A 16,525-nucleotide genomic window follows, 5' to 3' on the forward strand; every position below is an offset into this window, starting at 1 on the left:
CTTCAACTGGGTAATGCCGTTCGCTACCCAGGCGCTAGCACCACAAAGGTCAATGGTCAAAAGTTTGCAACAGATCCTTCGAACTGGCCCCGCGTCTGAAGGCCATCGCCCGACAAAAGCTGGCCTTACCGAATTCCGCAATGCGGGGACAACTGCCCAACCTGCTACCGATCCTGTCCGGCACTGTTGACTGGGCCGAGATCGAAAGACAGTACGACGAAATGGTCAAATACGCTTCGGCCATGCAGCACGGCACGGCCGATCCGGAAGCTATCCTGCGTCGTTTCGCCCGCGCTGATGTGATGCATCCAACTTATAAGGCTCTCGCTGAGCTCGGGCGAGCGATCAAGACCATCTTTCTATGTCGTTATCTTCGATCCGAGGATTTCCGCCGCGAGATTCATGAAGGGCTGAATGTGGTGGAGAACTGGAACAGCGCCAATGGTTTCGTGTTCTTTGGCAAAGGCGGCGAGATTTCCAGCAACCGGATTGCCGATCAGGAAATCTCCGCCCATGCTTTGCATCTGCTTCAGGCATCCCTTGTCTATGTAAACACGCGCATGGTGCAATCCGTGTTGTCAGAACCGGGATGGGCAACCCGCCTGTCTGAGCGGGATTACCACGGTCTCACGCCACTGATCTATTCCCACATCAATCCCTATGGCCGGTTCGATGTTGACCTACACAAGCGGATCGACTTCGGAGCAATGGCCGCCTGATCCGTGCGTCACAAAAGGGTACACCCGCAGGAGACAGGGTGATGTGGCACGCCAAGATGTCACAAATGAGTAGTCAACAGCATATTGTTACATTATCAGAGTGGGAACCACCCTAATGTGACAATTTGCTATGCCCAAGATTGGATATGCTCGCGTCAGCTCATCAAGCCAGGATCTTGATATCCAGAAAGCCACGCTGAGAGCAGCAGGCTGTGAGATCGTTCGATCCGAAACAGTCTCTGGTGCTTCCCGTGATGACCGTTCTGAATTGGCTACAGTGATAGAATTTCTGCGCGAAGGGGATGAGCTGGTTGTGCATCGCCTAGATCGCCTCGGTCGTTCCACGCGTGACGTGCTGAACTTGGTATATGAGCTGGACGCCAAGGGCGCATCACTTCGTGTTCTTGAACCGGACGTAACCACCGCCGGAGATATGGGTCGCATGGTCATCACCGTTCTCGGTATGGTCGCCGATATGGAGCTGAAGTTTATCCGCGACCGTCAGCGTGCTGGGATCGACACCGCCAAAGGTAAAGGTGTCTACAAGGGGCGGCGGAAATCCGTAGATGATGAGGAAATCCGGCGATTGGCGAGCGAGGGCACCGCAAAAGCCCAGATCGCGCGTGAACTAGGGATTTCAAGAATGACCGTATACCGGGCGCTTGCTGATACAGACGTCTGAACCAGCCCTTCGCGTTTCGCGCGGTGGAAGTCTTCGGATCGAAGATACCGGCCAAGGAAGTTGGATTTGACGCAAGAGTTATACGATGCGGCAAACGAGATTTCGGAAGGGGTCAACTTGAGCGACAAAACCGTGTTCCTTCAGGGTGATTCAACAGACCTTTCTTTTCCCGACAGCCATTTCGATGGTGCGGTTCCAGTTCACGTCGCTATGAACGTCCCGGAAAAGGCTACGGTCTATGCCGAGGCGCGACGTTTTCTCAAATCCGGCGCAAGGTTTAGAATTTATGACATTTTGCAGGGAGAAGGCGGTGAGTTTTGTATCCGGCACCTTAGGCTTCAGAACCTTCGATCAGTCATCTCGCGACACCCGAGGAAATGTCCACGCATCTATTGGCCGCTGGTTTCAAAATTCTGAGTGAAGCGGACTGAACTTTGGAAAGTCACAGCTGGCTCAAGGAAAGAGCCGAAGCACCGAAGTCTGACAAACGACTTCTGGTGACGATCCAGCTATTGTTCGGAGCCGTTCGCGGGGAAATGACAAAGAACCAACTCCGGGGCTTCATGAATGCCGGATGCTAACCTGTTCCTTAATTTGTGAAGCCTAATCAACCGTTTCCGCATTGTCTGTTTCTCAGAAACTGAAAAACCTGCTGGTGAATATCCTGCGTGGATGGCTCCTGCATAGCCAGACATTGATCCACGTGGTCATTGCGTCCACGCTTCAATGGCGTAGTCTCTTTTCACCCGAATTGGCGTAGTTGTCCCATGATAGACAATCATCAAAGCCTGCCCCAAGAGCCCGCCGATAGAATAACAAAACCCTTCGCACGCTTCCTAGAGATCCAAGCGGCCGCGAGTGGGCTCCTGTTCCTGGCTGTTCTGCTGGCTTTGGCGCTGGCAAACTCGCCTTGGCAAGAAGGCTTCCTGGGCTTCTGGAAGACCCCTATTGGCCTGACATTCGGTTCGTTCGATTTCACCCGCTCGCTGCGACACTGGATCAACGACGGGCTGATGACCCTCTTCTTTTTCGTGCTTTCTCTGGAGCTCAAGCGCGAGATCGTACTGGGCGAATTGCAAAACCCGCGACAGGCCGCCCTGCCGTTCGCGGGCGCTTTGGGCGGCATGGTGGTGCCGGTCGCGCTCTATCATTTGTTGATGTCCGGGCAGCCCGGGGCGCACGGCTGGGGAACCGTGATGGCAACCGATACGGCGTTCGTGATTGGGTGCCTGGCGCTTTTCGGAAGGCGGATCCCGTCCACCTTGCGTCTGTTCCTTCTTTCTCTGGCCATTTTTGACGATATCGGCGCAATTCTCGTAGTCGCCTTCGGTTACGGGGAAGCGTTGAACTGGTCGGCGCTCGGTTTGGGTCTGCTGGGAATTGGTATCGTCGCAGGCGCCTCGCGCGTCGGGATCAGAAGTGTCCCGGTTTATTTTCTGCTCGGTGCGGCAGTCTGGCTATGCATCGACGCCTCCGGCGTTCACGCGACCATCGCAGGGGTCATTCTGGGCCTTATGACGCCGACGCGCATATGGGTAAGCGATGCCCGGCTGCATGCAATCCTTGGGCGCCTACGCGCCGTTCCGGCCGGCTATCGGCAGCAGGGAGGTACCGCAACCCGCCATAACCTGCGTCAAGCAAGCAGAGCGGTCACGGAGGCACTCTCGCCAGTCGAACGGCTCGAGACAATGCTGCACCCTTGGGTCGGCTTTGCAATCATGCCGATCTTCGCGCTGGCAAATGCCGGCATCACGGTTCAGGGTGCCGATTTCGAACAACCGGTCTCCTTAGCGATAATTGTCGGCCTGGTGTTAGGAAAACCGATCGGCGTCTTCGGGTTCAGCTGGCTAGCTGTCCGATTGGGCCTGGCAGTGTTAGCGCCGGGCCTGTCGGGGCCGTTAATTCTGGCCGGCTCGTTTCTAACTGGTATCGGTTTCACGATGTCGCTGTTCATAGCGGGTTTGGCCTTCGATCCGGCGACGCTGAATGCCGCAAAGCTTGGAATTCTCTCAGGATCAGCTATTGCCGCAACGGTCGGGATCCTCATGCTGCTCCTGCTGACAATTCATGCAGCGCGCGCAAAATGCGCTACAAGTACCGCAGATCAAGACCGGATACCCTAGAATGGGAAGAATACCGGGATCACCCCGACCACGGCTGCGCCGACGATAAGATTCATCGGAACGCCGATCCTGAGGAAGTCGGAAAACCTGTAGTTCCCTGCGCCATATACCAATGTGTTGGTCTGATAGCCGACCGGAGTGGCGAAACTTGCACTTGCGCCAAACATCACAGCGACGACGAACGGCTTTGCGTCGACACCGAGTTGTTCCGCAACACCGATCGCGAGAGGTGTAACGACGACGGCAACGGCGTTGTTGGTAACCGCCTCGGTGAGCGCCGAAGACAGTATGTAGATCGCAGCGAGCGTAACAATTAGGGGCAACTCTACGAGAGTCGGCACCAATGTCTCCACGATCAGGTTGACAGCTCCTGCATTCTGCATACCGCTTCCGACGATTAGCATGGAAAAGATCAGCACAAGGACGCTGGCGTCGATGGACGCCCAGGCTTCGCCGCTGTCGATGCACCGGAGCACGAGGATGGCAGCGACCGCGACAAGGGCAAGCACGCTGATCTCGGCGAACCCGGCTGCGGCGAGCGCCACAACCGCGAAAAGCGCGAACAGAGCTAGCGGCGCTTTCCCGCGGCGGAAGGCGCGCCCCCCGGCATCTGTGATCGCGGCAAGATCGCCCGCCTCGGTCATTCGGGCAAAGCCTTCAGGCGTTCCTTCCAAAAGCAGTGTATCGGCGGGGCGCAAAAGCGCCGTCGACAGGTCGGGTCCAAGCACTTCCCCATGTCGGTGGGCGCCAAGAACACGCATGCCGTATCGGTGCCCCATGGCAAGCTGGGCAATGCGCACTCCGCGGCTTCGGCGTGAAAGCGTCACGATAGCTTCGGCGACGATCAGCTCCGAGGTGTTTTCGGCCTCTGGCCCCTGGCGCAACCCGACTTCGATCCCTTCAAGTTTCCTGAGGGTGAGCAGTTCTGATGTCGCAACCTTGGCAATGATCCTGTCGCCCGGTTCGAGTATGTGTTCACTCAATCCCTCTCTCTTGACTCCAGACCGCGCACGGATGCCGACGATTTCAACACCTCTTCGGCTGAGGGCGGCGATTTCATGAATCGTTCGACCAATATTCGGGTAGTCCTCTTGCGGGCGTACCTCGGTCAAAAAAGTCGCTTTATCGTCGCCGCCCTGTTCCGCAATATCCTTTCGGTCCGGCAGTAGGACAGGTCCAAGCAGGAGGAGCGCCACACCGCCTGTGGCCGCGGCCACCAGACCGACCGGTGTGATCTCGAAAATTGAAAACGGTTCCAAGCCAGACGCCTGGGAAACGCCGTCCACCAGAAGGTTGGTCGACGTGCCGATCAGAGTACACGTCCCGCCCAGGACGGACATGTAGGATAGCGGAATCAACAGGCGTGTCGCGGCAAAGCCCAGGCTCTGCGCCAAACGAATGGCCACCGGTATGAGGACGATGACGACCGGCGTGTTGTTAATCAGACCCGAGGCGACTAGCGTCGCGATGAGAAACGCCGCTATACCGGCGACCGGGCGCTTGCTCCCTGCGGCGACAACCTTGTTCGCAAGTGCGTCGAGAAACCCGGTTCGGACCAGCGCGCCGCTGATTACGAACATCGCGGCGATCGTTATGGGTGCAGGGTTCGAAAACACTGCCAGAACTTCATTCGTGGGGACAAACCCCAATACGACAAACAGCGCGGCGGCCCCCGCAGCGGTTACGTCCGGTTCGAAGCGCTCGGAAAGAAATGCTGCGAACAGAAGGATGACAATTGCGAGCGCAAGATAGGGTTCATAGTCGGCCATGAGCTCAATCTGTCCGCCCTCCTTCATTCATACCTTTGCCGCTGACGATATGCCGGTCGCAGCATCCACCTTCCTGAATAGAGCGACAACTGAATAATCAGCCCAATTGTCCCGACAATACTGGCTCAGAAAGAAACCCTACTGACGCAGATGTGGCCGTCCGTGGAGCAACAAATGTCCTATTGAGGTGCTCCCAGTTTCCTATCCAACGCACCAATTCACTGACCAGTGGCAATATTACGCAAGGCTCAGGTGGGAAGTGCCCGGGCCTCTGCAAACGACAGCAATCTGCGGCTTTTCTCATCCCAAAGGTGCAGTCGCGCGCAGCGGAAGCTTTCCCAAAGCGTAATGCGTCTGGTCTGTGCCAGGACGTCGTGATCCTTGACCACGTCGTGTAAACGGTAAAACGGGATGCGGCTGGCCAGGTGATGCACATGGTGGACTCCGATGTTCCCGGTGATCCAGCGCAGGATGCCGGGCAGAGCGTAGTGCGAACTGCCGTGAAGGGACGCGTCCCGGATGTTCCAGTCTTCCTCGTGCCGCCAGCTGGTTTCCTCAAACTGATGCTGCACGTAGAAAAACCACATGCCGGCTATTGCGGCCAGAAGCATCGTCGGCAGGAAGACGAACAGCATTACCTCCCAACCGCCCAGCAAGACAATCACTGTCAGAGTGAGGCCTATGGCAACATTTGTCGCCATCGCACTCAACCAGTAGCGCCAGCCGGACCGCATCAGGTGTACTGGCAGCCGGTTGTGCAGGAAGAACGTGTAGAACGGCACCACCCCGAACAGGAAAACCGGATGGCGTAACAGGCGGTAAAGCGTACGATCGGGCCATCCCTTCCCGCGGTACTCCCTGACTGTCAGCACCGGCAGGTCTCCGATGCCCCGCCGGTCCAGGTTTCCGCTCGTGGCGTGGTGGATCGCGTGGGTCTTGCGCCAGACGTCGTAGGGTGTCAGCGTGATAACGCCGATCACGCGACCGATCCAATCGCACAGACGCCGGTCGCGGAACAGGGAACCATGCCCGCAGTCGTGCTGGATTATGAACAGCCGGAGCAGGAAGGCTGCATTCGCCAACGCGAGAGCCAGTGCCAACGCGGTGCTGATCGAGAGCACCCACCAGGCAACCGCCCATATTGCCACGAAAGGCGCGAGCGTGACCGTCAGTTCGAAAATACTGCGAGAGGGGATTGGCTGCCGGTACTTCATCAGGGTTCGTGTCCAGTCTGATGCGGTCAGCCGCGCCTCTTCCTGTCTTGGACCGGTTACACCGGAGGGGTATCCCGCGCTGGGTGCCCCGCCCGTGACGGGCAAGGGTCCTGGCTGGACCCGCGCTTGCCGCGCGGTCGAGGCAGATCCGGCAGTCTGCATGTCGGTTTGGATGCTACCGTCTTGGTGGCCCATGCTACCCGGCATGTCCTGCTGGTCGGGCTGTTGGCCCCGTGCGTTATTCGAGTTGGACGAAAACGGCATGGGCGATATCTATCTCGCTGAAATTATGTGTCATCCCGGCGGCCTCCGAACGGAGTTCCCGCTAGCAATGATCCGGTTGATGAGAACCGCCACGGACCGATGCGCCTCTATCTCTCCATCAGTTACAGCCGCGGTTTCATGCGTCTTTGCAGCATCGCGAAGGATACCCATGATCTCACGTTCTGCGAGAAGCTTGTGATCGTTCATCGCCAGCAGCATCGACTCGCAGATTGCGAGGGCCGCCATTCCCGAGAAGTCCTGTTCGCTACGCATTTTGTGACTTCCTTCCAGGTAACGGTTAAAGTAACGCGCGACCGGGCGGCCTCGCTTATCACAAGCATCTTCGCAGAAAAAAGGCTATGTTGGGCTAACCGAAAGCAGTCTCTGCACGATTGCGCCTGGAGCTTTTCCGGCTTGTGAGGCCCCGATGACAGATATCTTTGAAAGCCCGCTGACACGGAAGCTGCAAGTCTTCGTCGCCTTGTCTGACGATGAATTGGACGTTTTGAAGCGTTTGCATCTGCGCCGCCGTTCCTTCACCGCGGGGCGTGATCTTGTGCATCAGGGGCAGTCGGATCAGGCCGCTTACATTCTGGCCGCTGGTTGGGTGTGTTCCTACAAGCTTCAGCCGGATGGAACCCGACAGATCGTAGACTTCCAGATACCAGGGGATTTTCTTGGATTGCGCAGCGTCCTTCTGCGCACCTCCGACCACAGTTTCGAACCGGTCACGGACATTCAGGCGGTGGAGGTTCTGGGGGGCGACCTTCTGGAAGCATTCGAGAAAACGCCTCGCCTGGCGGCAGCCGTTCTCTGGGCAGCATCACGGGACGAAGCCATGGTCGTCGAACACCTCGTTGGGGTTGGCCGACGCGCCGCAGATTCGCGCATGGCGCATTTCTTCTTGGAACTGGCGGAACGGCTGAGGTTGGTCGGAATGGGGAGCAAGAAAGGATTCGCTTGCCCTTTGACGCAGTACCATCTTGCTGATGCACTCGGCTTAAGCGCCATCCATGTGAACCGTGTTTTGAGGCAGCTTCGCGAAAAACGGCTGCTGACCTTTCAGGACGGCCGCGTGACGTTCGACGACTATGACGGATTGGTGGCCATTTCAGGTTTCGATACGGCGTATCTGGATCAGACCGGCTCACTTTTGAAATGAAGGAGGCCGCCCTTCGCTAAACTTGGGCGGCCTGATTTTCTTCTAAGACGAGATAAGTCAGTAATAAGACGAGATAAGTCAGATAATCTCTTCTGCAGCCGCGTTGAGTTCCCTGTCCGTCTCGTCGTAGTTATTCGCCTCGTGCGCTTTCTCGGCAGCCTGGTAGTGTTCCAGCGCCCGATCCTTTCTGGGACCGGCAGGTGCTTTGTCACAAGCTGCTTTGACCGAGGTCATCTTCTCGGTGACATTGGTTTGTTCAGGCGTCATTAGAATGTCCTTTCCTGGACATTCCGAGAATAGGAAACGCTGGGCAATGCGGCTCGTTTCAAGAACCGCACGCTTCACGCGCTTCTATTTTGCTCGGAAATGAGTGCCGCCGGAGATTCGGCAGGCACGAAGCCATGTACTCATCTTCTCCGCCCCGCAATACTGACGCAGGTTAGCTTGGGATAAAGCCACACCGCGTGGGTAATGATCTGAGGGGGAAATCGGTGACGCTTGTAGCTGATGGATGTTGAATTCATCAATGTCACCTACGTCCAAATCATATCATCGGCAACCGAACGACGGTTAACGTGACGACACCGTTCAGACCTACCGGATTTTCATAATTTCTTGGGGTCAGACTTGACCTGTTCCGGGCCGATGAAGGCAGGTTTGAGTTTGGGTTCGACTTCTGAGTCTTCAGCAGCCTTCGAATTCAGCAACGCTGCCGCTCTGATCGTCAGATCCTTGAAAGACACGCTTTTTCCTTTGATTGCCAACAAGTATTTCGAACTCGCGATGGAACATAAAATTCACTTGTGGCTAGTGCACATATAGGTGTTGGAGACCCGATTTACTATGGGCTACCAAGAGATCGGTTCCTCTATCGTGATTTGATGCTGCCTCAATTTGAGCTCATCGGCCTATATCACCGTTGGATGCACACGATCCGGTTCTATCACAGCTCCGTTCCAAGTTGTTTCACTGACAAAGACCTTTTCGACATCGGTCGCGTTCATCGCCCTCATGAGCGCACCGTAGTTCAACTGACACCTGATTTCGGCCCCAACCTGCAAAGCGCATTTGGAGGTTTCAGTGACAGTGTGATCACTCGTCGCGCCGACAAATGTGATGTCCGTAGGAAAGCTCAGCCCGCCAACATTCGTGTCCTGCAGCCCGACAGCAAGAACCGAACGGGACTTGCTGGAACTATCCTGCACAAGACGCAACGCCAAAAGAGCCGGATCAATCAGACGCAAGGGAAAGGGCCTTGTCTTGAACTTTGTTTCGATCACCTCGACCACAAGAGTGAACGCATCTGTATGAAGCCCATCTATCTGCTCGCCGGAAACGGGATCGGTGCCCAACAGGATCGCCTCGCCCAGGCGCAGTTCGTTGATACGCCCCTTTGTCGGTAGATCCAAAGCCCAAGGTAAATTGGCGGAACTGCCTCCTGATACGGTCTCAAGAAATGGGCCGCAAGCGCCCTCGATTTCGTATGCGAGCGTCGTTACGACATCCATTGCATCAGCGTTTGGAGCAATGTTGCCCAGGCAGGCGAAGTTGGCACCAATACCTTTGAGAGCTACGCCAGGCATCTTCATCACCAATGTCGCGATACGCTCAAGATCTTCTGGCATTATCCCATCGCGCATATCTCCCATCTCAATCATCAAGATAACGCCATGCACCTCGCCATTGCGTAGCGCGACTGCGGAAAGTTCCGCGATAACGTCAATCTCTGTATTGTAACTGGTTTCACAGGTCTCGATGATTTGATCGATTTCGCTCAGCAAAGGAGAGCGGATCATGGATATTGGGCAGATGATGCCGGCGCAACGCATGCGCTTTACGTTCGCGACCCGGGCATCGGCCAACTGGGAAACGCCGCTTTCTAGCATGGCATGGGCGACGGCTGGGTCACCGCAAACAGCCTTTGTCACGCCTGTCACACTGATCCCGTGCGAAGCAAGACGGTCCACCAGAAAGCGCGTATTCTGGCGGATCTTGCACAAGTCGATTTCGATCCGCGGCGTCGTCATTCGGCAACCACACGCGGCAATGGCCGCAACTGGGGATAGGCAGAAAGAACCAACTCTGCCAAGTGCGCCGCTGGTCGGAGCAGAGCGTCAGTCACTGGGAGACAGAAGTTGCGTGAAAAGCCCCTGATGGCTGTTTCCACCTCGGTGTTCGTCATTCCTTCATGATTGAGCGTGACACCAATCACTTTCGTTTTGGCGAAAGCTTCGATAAGTTTTATCTCGAGGCGCGGATCGGGCATCGGCATGTTGGGAAAATCGCAACGGTGGGTCCGTTTGGGGGCGTGTTGCAGAATGACGGCGTGTGGCTGGCTACCGCGAAGAATGAATGCTGATGTGCAGAAAGCCGGATGGCTGAGCGCGCCTTGGCCTTCAATTAGGATGACATCTGGTTGTTCCTTTTCGGATGCCGCAACAATGACACGCTCAAGCTCGCCACAGCAGAACTGAGGCGGCACTGCATCCAAGGCAATACCATACTTGGCTCCCTGCATCACGCCGGTCTGACCGGTTCCGACCAAAACCGTCTTGATCCCCCGTTCATTCAGGGCATTCGCCAGCAAAGTTGCCGTGGTCCGCTTTCCGATTGCGCAATCAGTGCCCAACACAGCGATACGGATCGCTTCAACATCTGCAACGCAGCCGTCAAACAGACGCATGTTCTTGCTAGGTTGCGGCTTCCGAATGTCCCGAATGGTAACACATCCAAACTGGGCGGCTGAGCCAATTTCGAGATCGTCGCCGAGATATTCGTGTAGCCCACTGACGATATTCATGCCTGACGAAATCGCGTCCAGAACAACGCCTCTGTCTGCCGTGGACAATGTACCACTGGACGGTGCCATTCCATAGATCAGAGTGTCTGGGGCTACCGCTTCGTGAGCGATGGCCGCGCTAAGATCGCCATGCACTGGAATGCCGTTGTCGATACCATCGAGAACCTCGCCGCTGTCACGCCCTTCTAGAGTGCTGTCAATTACTGACAGAACACGAAAGACCTGCGAAAACCGGACTAGACCGTTTGCAGTCTTGCCGTCAGTCTTGCCGAAATTCCCTTCACAATAGACGGTGGCGGTTGGAGCGTCATAAGAGATTATCTTAGGAGGGTTATCTGGACAAATTGAGAGTTCCATCGGCGGCGCCTGTGCTGCTCTTGCGACCGGTCTCTTCATTTGCGCTAAATGATCTTCCGTTTTCATGTCTGTTCCTTTCTATGTCGAGCCAAACCCGGGACAATGAAGCCACCAGGGTCAACGAAGTGACGCCTGATTTGGGATCAGCAGGCTTCGCGTTAGTTGTTCAGAACGCAAACGCCCTTTGATCGCTGGAAATTTCGGTGGCACTCCCAGCGGTTTCCGGCCCTGTCCAAGTGGGCGTTGGCCGGTAAGTCTATGAAAACGCATCCACTGGCAGTTTCCGCATACCCGCGGTCACATTTCCAACCTTGTCCATGGGAGGCATCGTCAAAGTAAGCGTTCTCGGGAACAATAACCGGTTCACAAGCGCCAACTCGCTGGAAGTACCCGCGCTCGCATGTCCAGGGTTGCCCATAAGACGATCCATTCAGAAAGGCATTGGCTGGTACCATGATTGGGGCACAAATCTCACCTTCGGCCCGATAGCCCCGATTGCAAACCCAAACATCACCATAAGACTCGCCCGACAGGTACCCGTTGTCAGGTACTGCAACTTCCAGGCAAGTCTCGTCAATTTTCACGAAGCCGCGCAGGCACCGCCAACTTTTTCCTGAAGAGGCGAGATATCCGCCTTCGGGTACGGGTACTTCGACACAAGCCAGGCCATTTTCTTCTAGAAATCCATGCAAACAATCCCAGCCCCTGCCATAGGTCCTGTTTGTTGCGTAAGCATTCTGAGGGACTATAATGGCGACGCAAAGGTCGTCTTCGATCCGGTAGGATCGGTCGCATTCCCATCCGTCCCCGTAACTCCTGGAGTGTGCATTCTCAGGCATGAGGGCGTCTGCAGATTGTGCGAACACAGGGAATGCGAATGACGCGAAGATACCAGCCAGAATGTACATTCTTACCGAAAGCCGTTCTGACGGTTTCTTTTTGGGCAATTTTCTAGGTGTCATAACTGGCTCCCTTCTGACCTAATGGCATCGGCTTTTATTCTTGGGTTTCAGTTGCCCTGTTAAGGTCCTGTTGGGTGCGCCACGACTCAGGCCGTTCGTCTCGTAGTGGTGGCACGTCTTCGTTCTCGATAGTTTGGATAGGGTGTCCCGTCAGTTCCGCTGATTGAACGGCCATCGTCATCACAAAAGACAGCTTCTGCAGCGCCATTTCAGCCAACGGTTTTGGTGTGGCATGTTTCATCCCTTTTCCACCGTGTTTTCCGCGCGTTCCGGCGGCTTGTCGACGTCAAGGCCGGCAAGACAAGCTTGAGCGATGTCACGGTCCGGAACATCCGTGCCCGGAATGGTTGCCCAGCCTGTCTCCATGACGGCATCGCGGCGTTTGTAGGTTGTGGCTTTTCGAATAGTGTCAATATGTGCAACCCGATCCGGATCCACGCGTGCCATATCGAGGCAGACCGGCACCATCGCCGCTATGACTTGGTTTCGAGCCATCGCCGTCGCTCTGGTATCTGCGGTTCCGCCAGTCACCCAACCGCCCCATGAAAATCCAACCACACCGACAAAGACCGCACCGATCACGGCCCCATAGATGCTAGGTTTCAGCCATTCAGGAGTGTTCATTTCGAATCCTCCAGCGGAGAAAGCGCCGCCTCGCTATCATTTTTCAGTCTGGGTCAATGCGCCGGTCCCGGCGCAGCGCCGTTTCTAGGTCTTTCTCGGTAATTGGACGCTGTTCGGTGCGACCAATCTGGCTCCCTTTCCCATGGACGACCGAGTAGGTCGCAGTCCGGCGAAAGGCCTCAAAGCTGAGGCTTTGCAAAAGCTCTTCTTCGACGACGATTTCATATTCGCCTGCGGCCAGCTCGTCCGAGTAGCCCGGCAATACAAACGCATTGGCAAAAGTCACCATCGATCTCGACGATCGCGTGCTCATCCCCGACCTCCAGACTGTCTGCGGGTCTTTCCCGCGCCATTGTCACTCACCACCAGATTCCAGGGGCTACATGGTCGAACGAACTCCCTCCTTGTATCTCATGATCATTCGACGGGCGCTGACGCATGTTAGTCTCGGCCACCGGAATGCAATCTACCGAAGGCCCCTGGACCGCCAACTGGACTGACCTGTGTAAGGGCACCGCGACGAGCGATCGCGTAAAATTGGTTAAATCTGAAAATGCTCCACCTGTGTGCGTCCAGAACTTCGTTTTGCCCGGTGCGTACTGGTCAAGAGCTGACCGTCAATAAAAGAGGAGAATAAAGATGGCTGAAAACAAAGCACTGGGTACTCGCCCACCTGAATTCGAACGCTTTCTCTATGCACCTGTCGGCGAAGACCGGAACGGATATGTCGTGACGGTTCTCTCGGCGCTTGCACGTCTTGGCCTCGATCCCTGGAACGAAACCGCCGAACTCGTGAAGTTGCGGCGGGAAGAAGCCTGCGCGCGGCTTGAGATCCTCCTTTCGAAATTCAGGGACGTTCCCGAGCTAAAGCAGGACCACAATGCCGTCGCGCAGGAATTGAGCCTGTTGCTTCCGGAAAGCCCACGAGTAACTCCTCTGACGCGGGTGAGCTCGACAGTTGCCAATGGTCGCTTGGTGTCCAGCGGTGCAATCTGGACGATACTCGCGATCGTCTTCGTCCTGATACAAATGCTGTTCATCAATTCGCCAGGATCAGACGAATGACCTCTGCCCATCAAGCGCCCGTGGACCACCGGCGATCGATTGAGAGACCTGAGGTCACGTCGGCGATCGAAGACGCGTTCCTTTGGAGCCTTGAGGAGAGGTTCTGGACTAGTGGTCTAGATAGCGCGCGCGCGACGACTGCACAGAACGCCGTCATGATCTTTCCCTTTCCGCCCGGCATCCTTCAAGGCGAACAGGTCTGGGACCACTTGCAACGGAATACAGGCTGGCGATCTGTTGTGATGACCGACCGCAATACGACGCTTCGCGGCAGCATTGCAATGCTCGCGTATCGCGTTTCGGCCGAGAAGGCCGGCGTGCCGATCTATGAGGCACTCTGCGCGTCCACATATTTGCAAGATGAGGACAATTGGCTTAGGATTTCGCACCAGCAAACACCCGTGATCCCGACTGAATTGCTCACCAAATTCGTTTGGTCCTGATCCGTCCAATCCGCGGGCTGAAACAAGGTTTGCAGATCGGCGACAGTTGATAGAGATGAAGAAAATAACTGCTGGTACGACCTGTGCAGGTTTTAAATGCCTTGTCATGTTCGAGCACCGGCGCAGTGCAATCTGTGGGCGTCGATCTCGCAGATTTCGGGCATGTCCTCCTCCTTTCCTGAAGGAGTGTGTTTGCATCGGGTCCAAAGCACCAGCCACTGCGCATTGTGAAAGGAAAAACCAATATGTTGATACTCGATTTCCTTTCGGTCTTTCTGATAGCTGCCCAAATATTGGCTTTGTACCTAATCGCCTCAGATTTGATGATGAACAACACGCCGGTCGTCATTGTCTTAATCCCGGTGGCCATTCGATTGGCGCGAAGCCTCATTTTTTGCCGCAACACGCCTGCTGATCCCGCAATCATACATGGCGGTTCTTGGAGGAACTTGCACACTTATCGGGAATACAACCAATTTGCTGGTTGATGGTGTGCCGCAGGCATCGGGAATCGAGCCCCTTTCAATTTTCGAAATTATTCCGGTCGGTTTGGTTGCGGCAGCCACGGGCGGTTTGGCATTACTCATGCTCGGGCCTTTTCTTTTGCCCGATCGCGGGGATATTGCACGACTGGGCGCAGACAATGAAACAGCCTTCTTCACAGAGCTTCGTCCGTGGGAGGATTATCTGGGCGTGGGTCAGCGCATGGGCGGAATTTTTGACCTGAACCGGCGAGGCATGGAGATCATTGGTGTCCGGTCGCGATCCGGGGTAAAGCGCGATCGCCTGAATGAGCACGTTCTCGAGCCAAGTGACAAGATCATTGCCAAGGTGACGACATCGGAACTCCTCACCCTCCGTAGGATCGAAAGTAGCGAAGTTAGTTTGCGTCAAGGACCAGTCCCCGAGACCGTCATCGACCTGATAGTCGCTGAGGCTATCGTTACCCTTTCCCGTCGAAGTCGTGGTGTGCGAATTTGCCCAACTCGCTATGGCATGCGCGTTATTGGCGCCCACCGGCACGGGGAAACAATTGGACCTGACTTGTCAACGGCACTCCTGCGTCCGGCTGATACGCTGCTTTTGGAGGGAACACTTGAAGGCTTTGCGCAGATGACCGAGGCTGGCGATCTCGCAGCGATCACGGATGCCGGAGGCCGCGCTTTCCGCCGCGAGAAAGCGCCGCTCGCTCTCCTGGCGCGGTGTGTGGTCGTGGTCCTTGCAGCCGCTAGGATAGCCGAGGTCAGTGTGCTTGCTCTCATCGCCATTGCGACCATCCTCGTATTGCGGTGCATCGACAGCAACGAGGCCTGGAGTTCCATCGACGCAGGTGTTCTTGTCCTGATCTTCTCAATGTTGATTGTGGGGATAGGTCTTCAAAACTCTGGGGCCGTTGGCCTGATCGTCAAAAGCGTAACCCCGGCACTAGACGGAATGCCTCCAATTGTAACGCTTGCTGCGGTCTACCTATTGTCCTTGGTGCTGACCGAAGCAGTCACCAATAACGCTGTTGCCGTCGTGGTGACCCCGTTCGCAATCGGCCCTGCCGAATAGTACGGCATTGACCTGCGGCCCTTTGTTGTTGCGGTGATACTTGGGGCGAGTACAAACTTTGCTACGCCTGTTGGCTACCAGACTAATACCTTGGCATAGTGTTTCAATGTCGTCGCCTTTTTGGACCTTCAGGCGCTTTGTCCCAAGCGGCCTTGACGGAGGCCATGTGCTTGACGGTGTGGTTTTCCAGACTCTGGTCTTCATCATTCATTGGAATGTCCTTTCCTGGACGGTCCGAGAATAAGAAGCACGAGACTCATACAGCCCTTTTGGGGAGCTCCATGTTCCCCGCGCCCCTCAGGTACTCAAAAAAAATGCCAACCAAATACACAGCGGACACATGTCACCTAACGGATTTCAGAGCGCCTTCGTACTGACGCAGGTTAGCCCGCTTGAGCCAGATAAAAGATCCGCGCAAGCATCAGAGCGCCCATGAGTGCAATCAGCATCCAATAAATCGGGATCTGCCTCTTCCCAAGGTTCGAGTTCTAGCCTTGCAAGGGCCGAAAGTACCGTAACAGCATTGCCCTTCCGATCCTCACCAACGAAAGCTAGCAAAAACCGATCGAACTCAGGGCTATGCGGGTAAAGAATGCCACCTGCGGGCATCACCATTTCCTCCTTTTCAGTGCTTTCGGACCTTGGGAGCGAACGTGCCGACTGACCGAGGCCTCCTCTGGCAAGATCAAAATGTTTCGGATTGTTTCGATCATACCTGCATCGTCTGGAGCACGCGCTGACGCAGATCAGCCGGTGTCCAAACCTCTGAAGTCAAGCATCAGGGCAG

Annotated in this window: 17 protein-coding genes and 1 pseudogene; 8 read left to right on the plus strand and 10 right to left on the minus strand. The window is 55.7% G+C overall.

From position 1 onward, the window contains the following. Window positions 1-77 precede the first annotated feature (77 nt). The 4 genes and pseudogenes from AC2FGC_RS21195 to nhaA all read left to right on the plus strand — a co-directional run. A pseudogene (locus AC2FGC_RS21195) lies at window positions 78-719 on the plus strand (Tn3 family transposase); the annotation flags it as partial. A 130-nt stretch (window positions 720-849) separates the two neighbouring features. Then, window positions 850-1,401, plus strand: coding sequence for a recombinase family protein (locus tag AC2FGC_RS21200; RefSeq protein ID WP_299665490.1), 552 nt, complete (start codon window positions 850-852; stop codon window positions 1,399-1,401). 66 nt (window positions 1,402-1,467) lie between these two features. Next, window positions 1,468-1,818, plus strand: a complete 351-nt coding sequence (locus AC2FGC_RS21205; RefSeq protein ID WP_367180567.1) for a class I SAM-dependent methyltransferase — start codon at window positions 1,468-1,470, stop codon at window positions 1,816-1,818. 350 nt (window positions 1,819-2,168) lie between these two features. Beyond that, window positions 2,169-3,524, plus strand: a complete 1,356-nt coding sequence (gene nhaA / locus AC2FGC_RS21210) for a Na+/H+ antiporter NhaA (protein ID WP_282121140.1) — start codon at window positions 2,169-2,171, stop codon at window positions 3,522-3,524. Here nhaA and AC2FGC_RS21215 read toward each other — a convergent pair. The 3 genes from AC2FGC_RS21215 to AC2FGC_RS21225 all read right to left on the minus strand — a co-directional run bounded on the left by AC2FGC_RS21215 (window position 3,521) and on the right by AC2FGC_RS21225 (window position 7,044). Then, the gene (locus tag AC2FGC_RS21215; RefSeq protein WP_496707538.1) at window positions 3,521-5,293 is read right to left on the minus strand and encodes an SLC13 family permease; all 1,773 of its coding nucleotides are present in this window, start codon (window positions 5,291-5,293) and stop codon (window positions 3,521-3,523) included. The genes nhaA and AC2FGC_RS21215 overlap by 4 nt on opposite strands. 248 nt (window positions 5,294-5,541) lie before the next feature. Beyond that, the gene (locus tag AC2FGC_RS21220; RefSeq protein WP_496707540.1) at window positions 5,542-6,771 is read right to left on the minus strand and encodes a fatty acid desaturase; all 1,230 of its coding nucleotides are present in this window, start codon (window positions 6,769-6,771) and stop codon (window positions 5,542-5,544) included. Between the two features lie 30 nt (window positions 6,772-6,801). After that, the gene (locus AC2FGC_RS21225) at window positions 6,802-7,044 is read right to left on the minus strand and encodes a hypothetical protein (RefSeq protein WP_282121138.1); all 243 of its coding nucleotides are present in this window, start codon (window positions 7,042-7,044) and stop codon (window positions 6,802-6,804) included. A 154-nt stretch (window positions 7,045-7,198) separates the two neighbouring features. On the opposite strand from AC2FGC_RS21225, the gene AC2FGC_RS21230 reads away from it, so the two are divergent. Then, on the plus strand, window positions 7,199-7,933 hold the full coding sequence (locus AC2FGC_RS21230; RefSeq protein WP_496707542.1) for a Crp/Fnr family transcriptional regulator: 735 nt from the start codon (window positions 7,199-7,201) through the stop codon (window positions 7,931-7,933). A gap of 78 nt (window positions 7,934-8,011) precedes the next feature. Here AC2FGC_RS21230 and AC2FGC_RS21235 read toward each other — a convergent pair whose 3' ends face one another. The 7 genes from AC2FGC_RS21235 to AC2FGC_RS21265 form a co-directional block, all read right to left on the minus strand. Then, window positions 8,012-8,200, minus strand: a complete 189-nt coding sequence (locus tag AC2FGC_RS21235; RefSeq protein ID WP_113788272.1) for a hypothetical protein — start codon at window positions 8,198-8,200, stop codon at window positions 8,012-8,014. A gap of 338 nt (window positions 8,201-8,538) precedes the next feature. Further along, complete coding sequence (locus tag AC2FGC_RS21240) at window positions 8,539-8,676, minus strand: hypothetical protein (protein WP_282121136.1); 138 nt, start codon at window positions 8,674-8,676, stop codon at window positions 8,539-8,541. Between the two features lie 165 nt (window positions 8,677-8,841). After that, a complete protein-coding gene (locus AC2FGC_RS21245) occupies window positions 8,842-9,960 on the minus strand; it encodes an alanine/ornithine racemase family PLP-dependent enzyme (protein ID WP_282170941.1) in 1,119 nt (372 codons plus the stop codon). Beyond that, a complete protein-coding gene (locus tag AC2FGC_RS21250) occupies window positions 9,957-11,090 on the minus strand; it encodes an N-acetyltransferase DgcN family protein (RefSeq protein WP_233494631.1) in 1,134 nt (377 codons plus the stop codon). The genes AC2FGC_RS21245 and AC2FGC_RS21250 overlap by 4 nt, the downstream gene beginning before the upstream one ends. 996 nt (window positions 11,091-12,086) lie before the next feature. Continuing rightward, complete coding sequence (locus tag AC2FGC_RS21255; protein ID WP_298854938.1) at window positions 12,087-12,293, minus strand: hypothetical protein; 207 nt, start codon at window positions 12,291-12,293, stop codon at window positions 12,087-12,089. Continuing rightward, window positions 12,290-12,676, minus strand: a complete 387-nt coding sequence (locus AC2FGC_RS21260) for a hypothetical protein (protein ID WP_282121132.1) — start codon at window positions 12,674-12,676, stop codon at window positions 12,290-12,292. The genes AC2FGC_RS21255 and AC2FGC_RS21260 overlap by 4 nt, the downstream gene beginning before the upstream one ends. 43 nt (window positions 12,677-12,719) lie before the next feature. Beyond that, window positions 12,720-12,989, minus strand: coding sequence for a hypothetical protein (locus tag AC2FGC_RS21265; RefSeq protein WP_299665506.1), 270 nt, complete (start codon window positions 12,987-12,989; stop codon window positions 12,720-12,722). Window positions 12,990-13,315: 326 nt separating this feature from the next. Between AC2FGC_RS21265 and AC2FGC_RS21270 the strand changes: the two genes are divergently transcribed. From AC2FGC_RS21270 to AC2FGC_RS21280, 3 genes are all read left to right on the plus strand, one after another. Then, on the plus strand, window positions 13,316-13,741 hold the full coding sequence (locus AC2FGC_RS21270) for a hypothetical protein (RefSeq protein WP_282121130.1): 426 nt from the start codon (window positions 13,316-13,318) through the stop codon (window positions 13,739-13,741). Then, window positions 13,738-14,184, plus strand: coding sequence for a hypothetical protein (locus AC2FGC_RS21275; RefSeq protein WP_282121129.1), 447 nt, complete (start codon window positions 13,738-13,740; stop codon window positions 14,182-14,184). Before AC2FGC_RS21270 ends, AC2FGC_RS21275 begins: the two co-directional genes overlap by 4 nt. 429 nt (window positions 14,185-14,613) lie before the next feature. Next, on the plus strand, window positions 14,614-15,738 hold the full coding sequence (locus tag AC2FGC_RS21280; protein ID WP_496737232.1) for an SLC13 family permease: 1,125 nt from the start codon (window positions 14,614-14,616) through the stop codon (window positions 15,736-15,738). The last annotated feature ends 787 nt before the right edge of the window (window positions 15,739-16,525 follow it).

The organism is Ruegeria sp. CDSC054 (assembly GCF_059610645.1).